At 68.4% G+C, this 18,359-nt stretch carries 10 protein-coding genes; 9 read left to right on the forward strand and 1 reads right to left on the reverse strand.

Translation table 11 applies throughout. The features are described from left to right. Positions 1 to 30: 30 nt before the first annotated feature. The 9 genes from WME79_RS15055 to WME79_RS15095 all read left to right on the forward strand — a co-directional run bounded on the left by WME79_RS15055 (position 31) and on the right by WME79_RS15095 (position 16,336). Positions 31 to 1,473: a hypothetical protein gene (locus WME79_RS15055; RefSeq protein WP_437535695.1), complete on the forward strand. Its 1,443-nt coding sequence runs from the start codon at positions 31 to 33 to the stop codon at positions 1,471 to 1,473. Beyond that, positions 1,470 to 3,698: a hypothetical protein gene (locus tag WME79_RS15060; protein ID WP_437535698.1), complete on the forward strand. Its 2,229-nt coding sequence runs from the start codon at positions 1,470 to 1,472 to the stop codon at positions 3,696 to 3,698. The genes WME79_RS15055 and WME79_RS15060 overlap by 4 nt, the downstream gene beginning before the upstream one ends. Beyond that, positions 3,695 to 4,840, forward strand: a complete 1,146-nt coding sequence (locus WME79_RS15065) for a hypothetical protein (RefSeq protein WP_437535701.1) — start codon at positions 3,695 to 3,697, stop codon at positions 4,838 to 4,840. Before WME79_RS15060 ends, WME79_RS15065 begins: the two co-directional genes overlap by 4 nt. A gap of 95 nt (positions 4,841 to 4,935) precedes the next feature. Beyond that, positions 4,936 to 6,489, forward strand: a complete 1,554-nt coding sequence (locus tag WME79_RS15070; protein ID WP_437535704.1) for a hypothetical protein — start codon at positions 4,936 to 4,938, stop codon at positions 6,487 to 6,489. After that, a complete protein-coding gene (locus WME79_RS15075) occupies positions 6,486 to 7,541 on the forward strand; it encodes a hypothetical protein (protein WP_437535707.1) in 1,056 nt (351 codons plus the stop codon). The genes WME79_RS15070 and WME79_RS15075 overlap by 4 nt, the downstream gene beginning before the upstream one ends. A gap of 309 nt (positions 7,542 to 7,850) precedes the next feature. Then, positions 7,851 to 8,972 (forward strand): hypothetical protein, encoded by a 1,122-nt coding sequence (locus WME79_RS15080; protein WP_437535708.1) that lies wholly within the window; start codon positions 7,851 to 7,853, stop codon positions 8,970 to 8,972. 30 nt (positions 8,973 to 9,002) lie between these two features. Next, entirely contained in the window at positions 9,003 to 10,073 is a 1,071-nt protein-coding gene (locus tag WME79_RS15085) for a hypothetical protein (RefSeq protein ID WP_437535711.1), read from the forward strand. A 324-nt stretch (positions 10,074 to 10,397) separates the two neighbouring features. Further along, positions 10,398 to 15,824 (forward strand): trifunctional serine/threonine-protein kinase/ATP-binding protein/sensor histidine kinase, encoded by a 5,427-nt coding sequence (locus WME79_RS15090; protein WP_437535713.1) that lies wholly within the window; start codon positions 10,398 to 10,400, stop codon positions 15,822 to 15,824. Positions 15,825 to 15,838: 14 nt separating this feature from the next. After that, positions 15,839 to 16,336, forward strand: coding sequence for a response regulator (locus WME79_RS15095; protein ID WP_437535715.1), 498 nt, complete (start codon positions 15,839 to 15,841; stop codon positions 16,334 to 16,336). Here WME79_RS15095 and WME79_RS15100 read toward each other — a convergent pair whose 3' ends face one another. Beyond that, positions 16,337 to 18,250 carry a PAS domain S-box protein gene (locus WME79_RS15100; RefSeq protein WP_437535717.1) on the reverse strand — a complete coding sequence of 638 codons (1,914 nt, stop codon included), beginning with the start codon at positions 18,248 to 18,250 and terminating at the stop codon, positions 16,337 to 16,339. Positions 18,251 to 18,359: the final 109 nt, after the last annotated feature.

Consider the following 18,359-nt stretch of genomic DNA (forward strand, 5'->3'; position numbering starts at 1 on the left):
TCGCGGGGTGGAGGCAATGAGATGAGAGCGGTGCGATTGGCGACGATCGTTGCGGTGGTCCTTGCCGCCCTGGCGCTCGGCGCGACGGCGCCCGGGTGCCTGTGGGATCGCGCGGAGGCCCTGAGCGGGAGGATCTGCGCGATACCGAATACCGGCGTTGTCGAGCACTGCGTCGACGCGAGCGAGGGCCCGGCCAGCGCGTGGAGCAAGGCCGAAGCGGACGGCGAGCTGCCGATATTCATGTGGGCGCGGTGGTCGGGTCGCGTGACGCCCGAGGAGCTCATCGCGAGCGAGGCGGAGCTCAGGGCCTGGTTCGACACCATCGATCGGGTCGTGTCCTATGTGCGCGACGAGAAGAAGCACGCCGAGTCGCTCCAGGCGACGCTGAGCGGCGAGCTCCGTCATTTGCTCGGGCTGATCAGGGATAGCCAGGAGGAAGCCCTCCAGGCAGAGCCACTCCGCGCGGCCGACAACTTTAAAGAGGCGATGACCGGCAAGGCGAGCGCCGAGCGGGAGCCGCTCGTCGCCGCGATCGCGGCGGACAAGCAGGCGATGACCGCCGTGCAGGCCATCCTCGATCGAGCCAGGGACGAGGTGGCGCCGCTGCAATCCAGGTACGCGGGCGCGGCGGCGCGCTTCGCCGCTTACCGCGCGACCGAGGCGGCGGAGACGGCGGCGTACGCGGCGCTCTCGGAGCAAGCGTCGCGATCGGCGACCGACGAGCTCGACGGCGTGGAGCAGGCGGTGCTCGCGGCGGCGCGCGAGGCGAGCCGCGCGCCGAGCGAGCTCGCCGCGGAGGTGATAACGCTGTCGGCGGAGCTCCAGGCGTTCGCGGTTTCGTTCGAGGAGGCGCTCGCGCCGCACAGGGAGTTCCTTGCGACGCACGGCGCGGTGCCGCCGGACATGACATCGGGGGCGCTGCGGTCGCTCGGCGCGATGCTGGGGTATGTGCAGCGGCGGGTCGGCCGGAGCGACGCGACGGCGACGGCGCTGCTCGGCGGGATCGCGCTGCGCCGGCAGGCGCTCGTCGCGCTGGAGGCGGACGAGGGGGCGCGTGAGGCGATGGGGCGGGCGCGGAGCCAAAGGGCATCCGAGGTGTTTAGCGAGGGAGCGCGCGCGCGGGTCGCGGCGCTCTCCGCGGCGCCGCCGGTGAGCGAGCGGCTCGGGTTGCCGCTTCTGGCCGAGCGGTGCGGGGAGCTCGTGGCGCTGGTGCAGATGAGGCCGCTCTGCGAGGCGGCGTCGTCCTCGTGGCGAGAGGCGGGGTGCGCGGCGCTCCGAGGGCAGTTCGACGCCGCGGAGGCCGAGCTCAGGACGGGCTTGCCGCAGAAGATCGCGGCGGGCCTCGCGGCGCTGCGGGAGAAGGGGATGGCCGCGGCGGAGCTCGACGCAGCACAGGCGAGGCTCGACGCGGGCGACGTGAAAGGCGCCGCGATGGCGTACGACGCCGCCGTGCGCGGCGCGGAGGGGACATGAACCGCTCGAAGGATCTCCTCACGCTGCGCGGGCAGATCGCCGCGGGCTTCCAGAAGGTCGTCGCGCTGGTGACGGTGCTGGTGGTGCTGGCGCCATCGCCAGTGTGGGCGCACACCCGCACGCCGTACACGGTGCTCTGGCAGAGCCACCATGACGCCAACTCGTGCGGGGTCCCTGAGCTGGAGACCGAGGGCGACGCCATCTTCGAGGTGAACCAGACGCCGCTGCCCACCTATGGGATCCCGGGCGCGCTGCAGACCCACGGCGACGGCTCGCAGAGCAACACGCGCGAGGCGGAGTTCGACTCGGTGCTGCTCCGCACAGGCACCAACGCGTTCCACTTCGGGGTCCACACCGTGAACGGCCTCGACTGGTGTACCCACGCGCACGACGTGGTGCACCTCGTCTCGGAGCCGCTCGGGCTGAACAAGCCGCTCTTCAACGTCCGCCGCGATGGGACCGGATTCGAGGGCGACACCGACGTGGACCTGAGCCTCGCGGAGATCAACCCGGCGCTGGCGCGCGACATCGCGGAGCTGGAGGTCGCGCTCGGCAAGCTGATGGAGGCGATCCTCCGGAACGCCGCCAGGGTCGCCGACCTCCGGGCGAGGATGGACCTCTTGCGGCAGCTCGATCTGGAGCTGCACGACCTGGTGAACCGGCCGCTGGACGAGATCTCGCGGACCGACCTCGACGCGATCCTCGACCGGTACAAGGACGTTGTCGACGCGGAGACGCGGGCGGCAATGGAGCAGCTCGTCGACGACCTGAAGAAGAGCGTCAGCGACCTGGAGGACGAGCTCGCGCGGTTGATGGACGAGTTCGGCGCGCAGGCCGACGAGGTGGCGGACCTCGCGACGCAGGACGCGCGCGCCGAGGGGTGGAACCCGGATGATCCGTGGGCGTATGCGCTCGGGGAGAGCGAGGTGCCATGGGTCGAGGTGCCGGACATCGCGGAGGTGGACGGTGCGTTCGAGGAGGGGAGGGACCCGTACGCGGCGTATGCGGACGGCGTGATCGCGGCGCTGGAGGCCGACGTGAGCGGCGACGTGGTGGTCGCGCGGGCGGACTTCGTGGCGAACGTGAGGGCGTGGCGGGCGAACAGCGCGGCGCTGGAGATCGCGCTGCGCGACCGGATGGGGGCGTCGCTGGCGGAGACGAACGCGTTCCTGAAGGCGCAGAACCGGATCACGGCGTTCGTGCGGCAGTTCATGGATGCGTCGGACTGGTTCGAGGACTCGCCGGTGCCGGCGGACCTGCGGGCGCAGGTCGACACGGTGCTGAAGCCTAGGTTCGATGCGCTCGCGGACCAGATGAAGGATAGCCTGAACCAGTGGACGGGGGACGGGCTCGACCTGGAGCAGACGCAGCTCTACCAAATGATCAGCGCCTTCGCGGGCGCGATGTCGACGGTGGGCGAGGGCTTCGAGGCGTACGCGGAGGTGATGCAGACCCTCGTCCACGCGACGACGCGCATCGGGGTCGGGTTCGTGCCGGTGGTGGGGCCGGCGCTCGACCTCTGCGAGGCGGTGACGGGCAAGGCGTGGTGCTTACCGTCGGGGGAGGAGCTCAGCGACGAGGAGCGGATCTTCTCGGGGGTGGGGTTCGGGCTCGGCGCGGTCGGGCCGATGTGGCGCGCGGTCAGTCGCGCCGGCGGGCTAACGCCGGATGCGATTCGGGTCGCCGAGGAGATCGCGCAGTTTGGCGAGGAGCTTGCCACTGCGCTGCGTGCACCGCGGCGCACCCGGTACAAGACGCTGCGTGGGGCTGTTACGACCGGAGTGATGAATGACTTCGAGAAAAAGGCAGCACTCTACCTGATAAAGGGGGAAGGGCGGGCGCTGATCGGGGTTGGCGACGATGGGGTGCGCACGGTGCTGGAGATCCTCAAGGATGCCCCGGGTGACCTGGCGAAGGCTCCCGACTTCGTCTCGGTGACCAAGGGGAACAGGCTGGCCGTGAGCGAGGCGAAGGGCATTGAATCAAATACCGGGAAAGTCGATGCTGGCAAGGCGATAAAGCAGCTGACGAACGCGATGAAGAAGCTGAAGAGTCTTAAGCTTGCGGGAGACGTCGATAGGGTGGAAATCATTATGCCCAGGGGTGCACCGTTCAACAATCCCAACTTCGGCACCAAGGACGGCTACTTGTTCAACAAGGTCGAACGCAAGACCGTCGAGATCGAGGGCTTTCCGCTCCTCTTCATCAAGGTCGTCCAGCTATGAACGAATCGGGCCCTGATTTTTACGCGTGGTGCGACGAAGCGAACAGGCTCGACGCTTTCGCGGAGGCCCTGTCCGCGCTCGTCTATCCGGGGGGAGTGTGCAGCCTCAGCCTCTCCACACTTGGAAGATCCGAACGCTTGTGGCGCGACGGGGTTCTCGTTGAGGAGGTCATCGAGATGACACGTGCAGCCTTCAAGTCGGGCTCACAGGTGGACGTGGATTTCGGCGCCCATTGGCGGTGGTTGGCCAGGACGGGCTTGAACCTGGAGTGCTATGGGGAAGCACGGGCCCGTTGGTATCCGTACAGCCCTTTGCGCGTAGGGACGGGCGAGCGGAAGGATGTGTTCCCCGACTGCCTCGAAATCGCCGTCGGCTTGCGCTCCGTGGAGGTCGAGGCGGCGATCGCTTCCATGGAACTCCAGCAGGAGATGAAGGAGATTTTGCTCGGCCTGTGCGCGCCGGGCGCGTACGTCCACGTGACGACCGGCATGTGCACGGCGGCCTGGACCCAACCTGCCCCGATCGAGGCGTGCGCGACCTACCATGCGGACGCCAGGGTCGCCCGCGATCTCGCCCTGTCGTGGGTGCACCTCCATGACGGCGACATCGTGGGGCGCGCCTCGGGCCTATCGTTGGACGCGCTCTCTGCTCGCGTCGAGGCCGCTCCACGAGGGGCTTGTGTTGGCGTCGCCAGCGACGTCGAGCGCGTCGACCAACACCTTAGCTTGGACCGCGCCGCGTCCCGATCGAGGGACGAACGGCCTACGCATGTCGGCGCTGTACGACGCGGCCCGCGCGCCCGACTCCCAGACGACGCCGTGCTCACACGGGAACAAGTTCTCGCGGCGCTCGCCACACCGCCGGCTATGCTCATCGAAGCGCTCGAAGCCTCCGCCGTATCAGACGACGAGTGGCGCGCTGTCGAGCATCGCGTGCTCGAGTTCATCGATGCGGTGAAACAGGGCGCGCCCACTTCCGCGGTCGACGTGCGCACGGGCAGGCACTTCCGGTTCATCGAGCGCCATTCTCCGTATCACGTGCAGGTCCTTCCGAACGGGGGCGTAATGCTGGCCATCCATCCCTACCGCACGCTCTGGCCACTTTGGGCCGATGCCCTCCTCTTGCTCGGCATCCGATCCTGACGCAACTCGCGCGCTCCCTGCCTGTTCCAAGCGTTGCACCAGGGTGGCACATACCAGACGGCGAGCCCCTCCGTGATCGCGCGAAGCGCGTGGGCATGGGCGCTTCCGGGAAAGTTGCCCGCCTGCTCTCCCTCTCAGGTTTCCACCTGGATATGCCGGGCAACGCACCCCTCCCTGAGCGCGCGGAGCGCGCGATTAGGGAGGGGCGGACCGCGCGCAGGCGCGGAGCGCCGAGCACGGGCCGGGGGTGGGCATCCGCTCTCTCGGAGCCGTCCTCCGCCGTTTCAGAACCCTCGTCATCGACCACCAACACCGAGGGGTGGAACCCGGACGACCCGGGGGCGTACGCGCTCGGGGAGAGCGAGGTGCCGTGGGTCGAGGTGCCGGACATCGCGGAGGTGGAGGGAGCGTTCGACGAGGGGAGGGACCCGTACGCGGCGTATGCGGACGGCGTGATCGCGGCGCTGGAGAAGGACGTGAGCGGCGACGTGGTGGTCGCACGCGCGGACTTCGTGGCGAACGTGAGGGCGTGGCGGGCGAACAGCGCGGCGCTGGAGATCGCGCTGCGCGATCGGATCGGCGTGTCGCTGGCGGAGACGAACGCGTTCCTGAAGGCGCAGAACCGGATCACCGGGTTCGTGCGGCAGTACATGGATGCGTCGGACTGGTTCGTCGACACGCCCGTCCCGCCGGACCTGCGGGCGCAGGTGGACACGGTGCTGAAGCCGCGGTTCGATGCGCTGGCGGACCAGATGAAGGACAGCCTGAACCAGTGGACGGGGGACGGGCTCGACCTGGAGCAGACGCAGCTCTACCAAACCATCAGCGCGTTCGCTGGGGCGATGTCGACGGTCGGCGAGGGCTTCGAGGCATACGCGGAGGTGATGCAGACGCTGGTGCACGCGACGACGCGCATCGGGGTGGGGTTCGTGCCGGTGGTCGGGCCGGCGCTCGACCTGTGCGAGGCCGTGACGGGCAAGGCGTGGTGCTTACCGTCGGGGGAGGAGCTCAGCGACGAGGAGCGGATCTTCTCGGGGATGGGCTTCGGGCTCGGGGCAATCGGGCCGATGTGGCGCGCGGTCAAGATCAGCAGCGGGCTCAGGCCGGCCGCGATCCGGGTGGCGGGGGAGATCGCCGAGATCGAGGAGGTTTTCGCCAAGATCGTAAAAACGAACCGCGTCCGGGGGTACAAGAACCTCCGCGGGGCGATCACGACCAAGGCGGTGAATATCTTCGAGAAGAAGGCGGCCAAGTTCCTGGTGGACGACGGCCGATCGCTCGTCGGGGTTGGCGACGACGGCGTGCGCAGGGTGCTTGACATTCCGAAGGAGTCACGGACGGGTACCATCGAGGGGAAGGCGCCGGACTTCGTCTCGTTACGCGCAGGGAACGAGCTGATTCTCAGCGAGGCAAAAGGCGGGGACGAGGTAATCGTGAAGGAGGTGATCGAGCAGTTGACGAATGCGATGAACACGCTGAAGGAGAAGTGGAGGCTCGGTGGCGACGTTGCCCGCTTGGAGCTCATCATGAAGCAGGGGGCCACGTTTGATAACAAGAACATCGGCGTGCGGGACGGTTACTTGGTCAACCTGCTCACGGGCAAACCCGTCACCGTGGACAACAAGTTCATCATGGTGATCCGGCTATGAGCGATTCAGGCCCCATGTTCTACGCGTGGTGTGACGAGGCAGACCGGGTCGACGCGCTCGCGGCAGCGCTGTCGGCGCTGGTGATCCCGGGAGACCTCATCCGCGTGTCGATGGACAACGACATCTGGTACAAAACGCACTCCATGGACGAGGTGGTCGCGACGGTCCGCGCCCACTTCTCCGGATGGATTAACGCGGACGTCTCGTCCGGTGTCATGCTGCGCCACCCCGAGCGCGCCGTCTGCTTCGGTATCGCGTGCTTTACGGAAGAATACGAACGTCGCCATGCATCCGGCCCCATCGTCTTGCGTGTGTGCGACAAGTGGGACTTTTTTCCGCATGAGATCGCAGTGAGCAGGGGACCGCGCTCGATCGAGGCCGAGGCTGCGGTGGCGTGGCTCGTGGTTCAGGACGACCTCGAGGACCTCCTGCTTCGCTTCTGCGCGCCGGACGCGAGCGGACGGATCCCGACCGGCGCGTGCACCAACGCTTGGGACTGGGTCGCACCGGTCGACATGTGCGCTACCTACAACGCGAACGCCGCTGAGCTCGCGCGCGACCTCGCCCTGTCGTGGGTGCACCGCCACGACAAGGACAAGGTCAAGCGCGCCGTAGGCATGTCGTTCGATGCGCTCCAAGCGCGCGTCGATGCCGCGCCGGCCGGTGCGCGAGTACCCATGAAGGGCAAGAGCGAGCTCGCGCGTTCGCTCTCGCGCGAGACCGTGCTGAAGGTTCTCGCGATGCCGCCGGCCACGCTGCTCGAAGCGCTCGAGGCCGCGGCGGTGCCCGACGAGGCGTGGCGCGCGGCCGAGCCGAAGGCGCGCGAGCTCCTCGAGCTACGCCACCAGCTCGAGGACGAAGCCGCGGGGGAGGTCCCCCCCGCCTTCTGGGTGGACGTCACGACGCGCGAGCACACCCGCTTCCTCGAAGAGCACGCCCCCTTCCACGTCCGGCGGCTCCCGAGCGGCGGCGTGCTGCTGGCCACGCACCCGTACCGCACGCTCTGGCCGCTCTGGGCCGATGCGATCTTCGTGCTCGGCCTGAAGTCGTGACGTCAAGCCAAGCAACACGCTCGGGAGGCCGTGACGCCATGGGCCAGGATCAAGCCCGGGGAACGACGGCTGGGGCAGGCCGGCAAGAGGGCCGCGATGGTGGCCGACCTGGTTCTGTGACGAAGGGAAACCAATGGTCCGTCAGCAAGGTGTAAATGCTGTAGCCATTCAGCTCAGGTGGGAGGGCATCACGTCGTGAGTCGCGCAAGCAGCTATCGTACGCTGAGGGAGGACCCCCTTCGCTTGTATGCGGGGTGCGACGAGGAACACAGGGTCGACGCGCTTGCGGCTACGCTGTCCGCCCTCGTCATGCCGGGGTGGTTCGTGAGGCTCTCGATCCATCCGCTCGCCGGTCCCGATAGGTCTTACGCCGCGCTTCCCGTCGAGAAGGCCGTGGAAGTGGCTCGCTCGGCCTTCGGCACCGGTGTGCGCATCGGAGCGAGCTTCTGGACCATGACGAGCTTCGGCCACGGCATCCCTCTCACCATCGGCTGCGCCGACGAGAAGCACGAGCGCCGGTCCCCGGACGGTCCTCTGAGCGCATCGAGCGGCGATTATCACGATCTGCTCCCAAGCAGCATCGACGTGGCTGTCGGCGCCCGCTCCGTCGAGGTCGAGGCCGCGGTGATGTCGGTGCATGTTCAGCAGGACATCAACGATTTTTTGGTCCGTGTCTGCTCGAGCGAACACGTGACGACCGGCGGGTGCTCAGACCTCAACGCTTGGGGTCCACCGATCGAGCTCGCCGCAACATACCACGCGGACTCGTTCGTCGCGCGCGATCTCGCCCTCTCATGGGTGCACGTCCACGAGGGCTACAAGGTGGCGCGCGCCGCAGGCAACTCGCTCGATGCGCTCCGAGCGCGTATCGAGGCCGCGCCGCGCGGGACGCGGATCGCGGTCGCGCGCACCGTCGCGCGCGCGCGCAAGCACGCCGAGCTGGAGGATTCCGCAGAGAGGGAGAGGATGGGGCTGCTCGTGCGCGATGAACCCGATCCGCGCGCGCGCTGGAGGAAGACCATCGAGCTCACAGAGAGGGAGGACGCGCTGCGCGCGCGCGGCGAGGTCCTGCCGGTCGGCACGCGCGTCGCGCTCGCGGGCGACGCCGAGCTGACGCGCGAGCAAGTCCTTGCAGCGCTCTCCACGCGACCGGCCGCGCTGCTTGAAGCACTCGAAGCCTCCGCTGTGCCGGACGAGGCGTGGCGCGCGATCGAGCCGATCGCGCTCGAGACCATTCAGGCAGCGAAGGAGGGGGCGCCCACCGAGAACGTGACCGTGAATACGGGCGCGCACACTCGATTCATCGAGCATCACGCCCCCTTCCGCGTGCGCCGCCTGCCGAGGGGCGGCGTGGTGCTGGCCACGCACCCGTACCGCACGCTCTGGCCGCTCTGGGCCGACGCGCTCTTCGCGCTCGGCGTGATGCCCTGACGCAGGCTACACCATGAGGATGATCGAGCGATGAGAGAAGGGCCGTTTTTCTTCGCCTGGTGTGACGAGGCACAGCGGGTCGATGCGTTCGGCGCGGCGCTGTCGGCCCTCATCAAGGAGCCACAGTACAGTATCCGCGCGATCATGGATCGCGACACGGAATGCAACACGACCTCCGTGGACGAGGTGATCAGCATGCTCCGCGCCCACTTCGGGCGCACCGACGCCGAAGCCTACTTCGTCGCGTCGCTGAGCTACGAACACTTCGTCCATTGCATCCTTCGCTGCTTCACCGACAGGAGCGAACGTCTCAAGCCGATGGGCCCCATCCACATGCACGCCCGCCAGATCGAGGACTTTGCCCCCATGCACATGGACCTCGCCCTGGGGAGGGGCCCGCGCTCCGTGCAGGCCGAGGCCGTGCTCGCGTGGCACATGGCGCTGGAAGACATCGACGACGTCCTGCTCCGCCTCTGCGCGCCGGACGCGAACGGGCGCGTCCCGACCGGCGGCTGCACGACGGCGCGGACCTGGCTCGCCCCGGTCGCCATGTGCGCCACATACAACGCTGACGCCCGCGACATTGGGCGCGATCTCGCCCTCTCGTGGATCTGCCTCCATGACAAGGAGAGGGTGTCGCGCATCGCGGGCCTGCCGCTGGAATCGCTCCGCGCGCGGGTAGAAACCGCGCCGCCTGGAGCGTGCGTCGCGCTGAGACATAGCAGCGGGCACTCGAGCTCGCTCTGCCGTGAAACCGTTCTCAAGGCGCTGGCGACGCCGCCCTCCGCCTTGCTCGAGGCGCTTGAAGCAGCGGCGGAGAAGCCCGATGGCGCGTGGCGTGCCGCAGAGCCGCGCGCGCGCGAGATCTACGAGAGGACGCTCCCGTTCAGGGGGCGCGACGGACAGGGCACGGAGACAGGCAACGGCTCGTCGCTTTCGCAGGTCGAGATCACCCTCGACCACTTCGAGTTCCTGGTCGATCACGCCCGGTTCCACGTCCGCCGCCTGCCGAGCGGCGGCGTGGTGCTGGCCACGCACCCGTACCGCACGCTCTGGCCGCTCTGGTCCGACGCTCTCTTCATGCTCGGCCTGATGTCCTGACGCAGATCGTGCCCCCTCTCACTTCTCCGGACTTCACACCCGGGCGAGCGAGCGGTTGGGCAGCATCTCGGCTCCGTGAGGGCCATCGCCCTCTGTTCCCTGCTGCCTGTCTGGAGATCTCGCAGGTGTGGACCCCAAAGTGGCACCTTGAACCAGAACAGGTATCAACGGCGGACATCCACCCACGCCGTCCAGCGAGATTCGTCCAGCCGCGAAGCGTCTTCGTGTTACCATCCAGGACACATTCGTGGTGGGGGCATGCCACGCCGTGGGCCGTTGACCGCGCCTGACAGCGCCAGAGCACGTCTGACGTCAAGGGGAGTGATGCTGACGATCTCGGGTTATCAAGCGACCGACAAGATTTACGAGAGCGGCAGCTCGCGCGTCTACCGGGGCCAGCGCGCCGGAGACGGGCGCGCCGTGATCCTCAAGCTGCTGCGCTCGGACTATCCCAGCCAGACGGAGCTCACGCGCTACCGGCATGAATACGCGGTGCTCCGCAACCTGGATGTGCCGGGCGTCGTCCGGGCGCTCGACCTGTGCAGGCACGAGAACGGGCTCCTCCTCGTCCTCGAGGATTTCGGCGGCCGCTCGCTGGCCCACCACCTCCACCACCTCCAGGGCCGCCCGTTCGACGCCGCGGACTTCGTCCGGCTTGCGATCCAGATCACGCGCGCCCTTCACGAAGTCCACAGAAGCGGAATTATTCACAAGGATATCAATCCGTCCAACGTCGTATTCAACCGCGAGACGGGTGACGCCAAGATCGTCGACTTTGGCATCTCGACGCGGCTTTCACGGGAAGAGCTCTCGATCAAGAGCCCCACCGTGCTCGAGGGGACCCTCGCCTACATCTCTCCCGAGCAGACCGGTCGCATGAACCGGTCCCTCGACCATCGCACCGACTTCTACTCGCTCGGGGCCACCTTCTATGAGCTCCTCACGGGCGCGCCGCCCTTCAGCGCGACGGACGCCATGGAGCTCGTTCACTGCCACGTCGCGCGCGAGCCCGCCCCGCCGCGCGCGCGATGTCCGAGCGTACCGGAGGTCCTGTCGGACCTCGTGATGAAGCTCATGGCGAAGGCGGCCGAGGGCCGCTACCAGAGCGCGGCGGGTCTGCTTCACGACCTGGAGGAGTGCGAGCGGCGCCTCGCGGCCACGGGCGAGATCGCCTCGTTCCCGCTCGGCCGCGCCGACGCCTCCGGCGCGCTTCGCATTCCGCAGCAGCTCTACGGGCGCGAGCGCGAGGTGCAGGCGCTGCTCGAGGCGTTCGATCGCGCAGCGCGGGGCGGCACCGAGCTGATGCTCATCGCCGGGTACTCGGGGATCGGAAAGTCCGCGCTGGCGCACGAGCTGTACAAGCCCATCACCGAGGCGCGCGGGTATTTCGTCGCGGGCAAGTACGACCAGCTCCAGCGAAGCACCCCGTACACCGCGATCACCAGCGCGTTCCGCGACCTGGTGCGGCAGATCGTCGCCGAGCCCGAGGCGCAGTTCGCGCTGTGGCGCTCGAAGATCAAGGCCGCGCTCGGGGCGAACGGGCAGGTCCTCGTCGACGTGATCCCGGAGATCGAGCGCATCGTGGGCGACCAGCCGGCCGTCCAGGCACTGGGGCCCGCCGAGTCCCAGAACCGCTTCGTGCGCGTCCTCCAGAACTTCGTCCGCGTGTTCTGCGACGCCGAGCGCCCGCTGGCCATCTTCCTCGACGACCTGCAGTGGGCCGACGCGGCGTCCCTCAGGGTGATCGAGCTCCTGATGACCGACGCGAAGCTGCGCGGCCTGCTCGTGATCGGCGCCTACCGCGACAACGAGGTGGGGGCCGCGCACCCGCTCTCGGCCGCGATCGCCGCGCTGCGACGGGAAGGGGCGCTCGTGCGCGAGATCTCTCCGGGGCCGCTCGGCGCCGAGATGGTCTGCCGGATGCTCGCGGACGCGCTGCGCGCGGACGCCGCGGCGGTCATGCCGCTCGCCGCGCTGGTCACGCGGAAGACGGGCGGCAACCCCTTCTTCGTCAACGAGTTCCTCCGCACGCTGCACCACACCGGGTGTTTGCGCTACGACGCCGGGCTCGCGGCGTGGACGTGGGACGTCGAGCACATCGAGTCCAGGAACATCACGGACAACGTCGTCGACCTGATGATCGGCAAGCTCCGGGAGCTCCCCGCGGACACGCAGCGAGCGCTCATGTCGGCGTCCTGCCTCGGCAACCGCTTCGACCTGAGCAGGCTCGCGGTCATCCGCGAGGAGACGCGCGGTGATGCCTACCGGCACCTCGTGCCCGCGCTGCATGAGGGGCTCATCGTCCCGCTCTCCCCGATGGAGCCCGCGGCTCCCGACGATCTCGCCGCGCCGCTCGTCTTCCCGGACTACAGGTTCCTCCACGATCGCGTCCAGCAGGCCGCGTACGCCATGATCGAGGACGGCGAGCGCAGCGGCCTCCACGCCGACATCGGCCGGCTGCTCCTGCGGAGCCTGGGCGGGCGCGCCCCCGAGGAGAAGGTCTTCGACGTCGTTTACCACCTGAACCGCGGCGCCGACCTGCTGAGCGATGCCGCGGAGCAGCGGCGCCTCGCGGAGCTGAACCTCCTCGCGGGCCGGCGCGCGCTGCTCTCCGCCGCCTTCGACGCGGCGCGCGGCTACTTCGCCCGAGGCCTCTCGCTGCTGCCCGCGAGCGCCTGGCAGAGCGAGCCTGCGCTGATGAGCGCGCTCCACGTCGGCGCGGCCGAGGCGGCGTGCATGAACGCCGACTGGGGCGCGATGAAGGAGCTCGTGGACGCCGCCCTGGGCGAGATCCACGACGTCATGAACAGGAGCAAGCTCTACGAGCTCCTGATCCTTTATCACCACACCCAGGCGGAGTTCCGGAAGGCCGTGGACATCGCCGTGGAGGCGCTCGCGCAGCTCGGCGAGACGTTCCCGGCGAGCCCCGGCATGCAGGATTTCCTCGACGCCTACACCAAGACGACGAAGCAGGTCGCCGAGATCGGCCTCGAGCGCCTCGGCCGGCTCGCCCCGATGACGGAGGCCCCGAAGCAAGCTGCGCTCGTGATCCTCCGGCGCGCGATCCATGCGTCTTATTTCGCCGCGCCGGAGATGCTCGGGCTCTTCATCTGCCGCGCGCTCGACCTGACGATGGATCACGGCGAGTCGCCGCTCTCGTCCTATGCGTTCGCGGCGTTCAGCGTTCTCGTCAACGCCGGCGTGGGCGACATCGCGACGGGATCCCAGTTCGGTGAGCTGGCGATCGCGGTGCACCGGCGCCGGGACGAGCCGTTCTACAAGGCGAGCGTCTACAACTTCTATTACGGGCTCTCGCGGCACTTCTACCGCCCGGCCCGCGAGAGCCAGTCGCCGCTCATCGAAGGATACCTGAGCTACGCCGAGAACGGCGACGCCGAGAGCGCAGCGTACTGCCTGATCAACGCCTTCGTCTGCGGCGCCGTCTCCGGGCAGAACCTCATGGACCTCGAGTCGATGTTCGACAAGTACATCGAGGAGGTGTTCAGGTTCAAGCAGGAGCAGGTGATCAACCAGCTCAGCGTGTGGCGGCAGGTCATCCGGAACCTCACCGGCAGGTCCGAGCTCGCCGCGAAGATCAAGGGAGAGTTCTTCGACGCCGAGCAGGCGCTCCCCGGCCTCTACGCGACAAAGAACTTCAACACCGTCAATTACATTCATACGGCGCAGGCCATGCTCTATTTCGTGTTTGGCGAATACGAGCTCGCCTACAAGCACGCTGCCGAGACGGAGCCGACCCTCGGCGCGAGCACGGGCAAGGTGTTCACGCCGCTGCACACCTTCTATTACTCCCTTGCCATGACCGCGCTCTACCCGGCGGCCTCCCCGGAGGACAAGGCGCGCTACCGCGCGAAGCTGTCGGAGAACCAGGCGAAGCTCAAGGCGCTGTCCGGCACGTGCGCCAGCAACTTCCTGCACCGGTACCTGCTCGTGGAGGCCGAGCTCGCGCGGATCGACGGCCGCGTGGCCGAGGCCCTGGACCTGTACGACCGCGCCATCGCGTCTGCCTCGGAGCACGACTACGTGAACGAGGCCGCGGTCGCCTGCGAGCTGGCGGGGCGGTTCTGGCTCGCGCAGGGGAAAGAGAAGCTCGCGCGCGTGTACCTCGCGGACGCGAGTTACCACTACAACCTCTGGGGCGCCGTCCGCAAAACGCAGGACCTCCAGGAGCGGTATCCGCAGCTCGCCGCGCGCGAGGCGCTGTCGCAACGATCCTCGGAGATCGCGCCCTCGCGGACGTTCGTCACGACGACCTCGCTCGGCGCATCGCGCCTCGACCTCAGGACGGTCCTGAAGGCGGCGCAGGCGATCTCCGGGGAGATCGTGCTCGACAAGCTCCTCGCCAAGCTCATGTCGGTCGCCATGGAGAACGCCGGCGCCCAGCGCGGCTGCCTCGTCCTTCGAGACAGCGATGGGCTGCGGATCGAGGCCGAGGTCGACTGGTCCGACGGCCGCGACGACGCGCGCTTCCCGGGGCTGCCCCTCGACCAGGCCGCGGCGCACGATCGCCCGCTCGTCTGGGCTGCGATCGTGCAGTACGTCGCGCGGACGGGCCAGTGCGTCGTCCTCTCCGACGCCTCGACAGACCGGCAGTTCCAGCGCGATGACTACGTCGCGCAGCGCTGCCCGAGGTCGGTCCTGTGCACGCCCATCATCCACCATAACGAACTTTACGGGGCCATCTACCTCGAGAACAACACGACGACCGGGACGTTCACCCAGGATCGGCTGGAGCTCCTCTCGATGCTGTCCTCGCAGATGGCGATCTCCATCGAGAACGCGAAGCTCTACACGGGCGTGGAGCAGAAGGTCCGCGAGCGCACGGCGGAGCTCGAGGAGGCCCACGCGACGATCGTCCGCCTGGAGCGGGAGGCGGTCGAGAACCAGATGGCGGGCGGCTTCGCGCACGAGATGCGCAATGCCCTGTCGGGGGCCGCCATGGTGCTCGAGTCCGTGACCCAGGACGGCGAGACGCTGTGCGCGAAGAACGCGGCCCGGCTCGGCGAGCTCTTCGACTTGCTCAAGGGCGACATCCCGGAGGGCAAGCTCAGGGCGGCCATCGCCCGTCTGGGCGACATCGAGGAGGCCGAGGAGACGCTCGACAGCGTGCTTCGCATGGTGGGCGACTGCACGGAGCGCGCGCTGAGCGTCACGAACAGGATCCTGGAGTACTCGAAGCTCGGCGTCGCGCTCGCCGGCAACGAGGTCGTGAGCCTCCGCCGCGTCATCGAGTCCATTGCGGCGCGGCACCGCGACGAGTTCGCGCGCCAGGGCGTATCGGTCGAGCTCGATCTCCGGGGCGGCTCGGCGGTCGTCGGGTACGAGTCGCACTTCGACTCCATCGTGAGCAACATCGTCCTGAACGCGCGCGACGCGCTGCTCCTGGTCGGCGATGGCCGCGGCCGGCGGATGCGGGTCGAGACGGTCGACGAGGGGGAGCTCCAGGTCCTCACCATCAGCGATAACGCGGACGGGATCTCGTCTGACGACCTCTCGAAGATCTTCCAGCCGTTCTTCTCGACGAAGCCGACGACCGGCGTGGGCCTGGGGCTCAGCTTCGTCTCCCGCCTCGTCGCGATGTACCGCGGGACGATCGACGTCGAGAGCGCCGCCGAGCGCGGAACGACGTTCGTCGTTCGGCTACCGCGCGCGGCGCTCCACGAGCAGCCGCAACAGCCGCAGCCGGCCGGCGCGCCCGCCGGCCGAATCGAGCTCAACCTCTCCGGGAATTGAAAGGAGGCGCCAAGATGACATCGGCGAAATTCACCAGGCGCTTCCGCGAAGCTTCGGACGAGGCGCCGGAGGAGCCCGAGAAAGAGCGGCCGATCGTGGTCGTGATCGACGACGACCCGCGGATGCGGTCTGCGCTCGCGTTCACGATGCGGCATGATTACGACGTGCGCCTGTTCGCGAGCGCGCAGGAGGGCATCGCCGCCATGACGGAGATGGTCAGCCTGGTCATCCTGGATATCCGCATGCCGGGCATCGACGGGCTCACTGCCTACCTCAAGATCAAGGCGCTGTTCCCGAAGGTGCCGATCATCTTCTACACCGCGTTCCAGGACATCCTGGAGAAGCAAGACCTGCTCTCGACCCACAAGGCGTTCGGCTATTTCGACAAGAATGGCGACGTGTCGGGGCTCATGGCGGCGGTCGAGAAGGCCGTCCAGCATCACAGCCTGGTCTCCAGCATGGCGAGCGCGCAGAAGCTCGTGCGCGGGATCATGCCCCCGGACGCGAGCTGATCAGTGGCCGGCGTGCCGCCGCGCGCGCGGCAGCTCGACCGTGAACCTGGCGCCCTCGCCCAGGCGGCTCTCCACGCGGACCGCCCCGCCCATCGCCTCCGCCGCCTCGCGCACGATCCACAGCCCGAGCCCGAACCCGCTGTAATGGCGTGACGTCGTCGCCCGCTGAAAGCAGCCGAAGATCCGCTCGTGATCGGCCGCCGCGATGCCGATCCCGCGGTCGCGGACGGTGAGGCGCGCCATGTCGCCGGACGCCTCGAGCGCCACGTCGACGGGCTTGCCGCCGCCGTACTTGGACGCGTTGGAGAGCAGGTTGGTGATGATCTGCTCGAGCCGCGCCGGGTCCCAGTGGCCGCTCAGGATGCTCGGCGCGTCGACGGTGACCGGACAGGCCGCGCGCCGGAGCAGCGCCGCGTGTCCGCTCAGGATGTCCCGGAGGAGCGCGCTGAGGTCGACCTCCCTCGGCACCACCGTCATCCGCGCCGCCGTGATCTGCGAGATGTCGAGCAGCTCCTCGACCAGGCGGTGCAGCCTGTCGAGCAGCGCCTCCACGGACTCGAGCTTCGGGATCACCTCCTCGGCGGCCGGCGGCGGCCCGCCGGCCCTCCGGTACATGCGAAGGAGCGCCTGTACCCGGAGCATCACCGGGGTGAGGGGCGTCTTGAGCTCGTGCGACGCGATGGTCAAGAACTCCTGGCGCGTCTCCTCGACGTGCTTCCGGTCCGTGATGTCCTCTGCGATGACGATGAAGTAGGCAGGCCCCTCGGCGGCGTGACGGACCAGCGAGACCGTGACCTTCACCCAGACCAGCTCGCCGCCCTTCCGGACATAACGCTTCTCCTGCGAGGCCGTCTGGACCTCCCCCGACAAGATGCGGCGCAGGTTCTCGAGGTCGGCCGGTAGATCCGGCGGATACGTGATCTGCTGGAACGTGAGATCCGTCATCTCTGCGTGGGAGTAACCCACGAGATCGCAGAACCTCTCGTTCAACCGGAGCCACCGGCCCTCGACCGACACGTGGGCGATGCCGACCGCGGCCTGGTTGAAGGTGGCGCGAAAGCGGTCCTCGCTCCTTCTCAGCTCCTCCTCGGAGCGCTTGCGCTCCGTGATGTCGTGGAACGACGTGACCACCGCGTAGGGGATGGACTCGCTCGGGCGGAGCAGCGGCTGCGAGTTGATGGAGATCCACGCCATCTCGCCCTCCGGCCTGTGTACCCCCATGATCACGTTCTTCTGCGGCGCCCCCGTGCGGAGCGTCACGATGGCAGGGTGCGCGTCGCCGCTGAACGGAGAGCCATCCTCGTGGACCGCGCTCCAGCAGGGATCGCGGCTCTCCCGGCCTGTCATCTCCGCGGACGTGAGCCCGAGGATGCGCTCGGCGCTCGCATTGCACGCCTCGATCGAGCCGCTCGCGTCCTGGAGGACGATCCCCTCATCGAGGGCGGCGATCACCGAACGATAGCGCTCCTCGCTCCTCCGGAGCGCCGCTTCCGTCGCCCTCCGCTCCGTGACGTCGGCGCAGATCATGAGCAGGGTGGCGACGCGGCCGCCGCGCAGGATGGGGCTGACCCTCACCTCGCAGAGCGCCGCCTGGCCGTGCTCGCCGGGGATCGTGCACTCGCAGCTGCCGGACGCCCCCGACCGCACGACGCGCTCGACGCAGGAGCGGGCCGCCTCTCGCGTCTCGGGCGAGATGTGCTCGTAGACGCTCGTCCGCAGGAGGCTCGTCGAGCTCGCCCTCGGCAGCGCGCGGCCGGAGAGCAGGATCGTGCCCTCCGGGGAGATCACCAGGATGCAATCGGATGCGCTGTCCAGGATCGCCTGCAGCAACGCCTCTGCGCCGCCGAGCTCGGCCAGCTGTCGCTTGAGCGCGTCGGCGGCGCCTTCTTCCGCGGATTTCCCCAGCGCAGCCACGCTCTATGCATTGTTACCAGAGGTCGCGCGCGCAACCGCGCAGACGAGCTCGCGCTGCCAGGTGGGGCCCGCATCGCCGCGGTCTCTGGCATCGTTTCTCGGCGCGACG

This window comes from Sorangium sp. So ce726 (genome assembly GCF_051521405.1).
Taxonomy (GTDB): Bacteria; Myxococcota_A; Polyangia; order Polyangiales; family Polyangiaceae; genus Sorangium.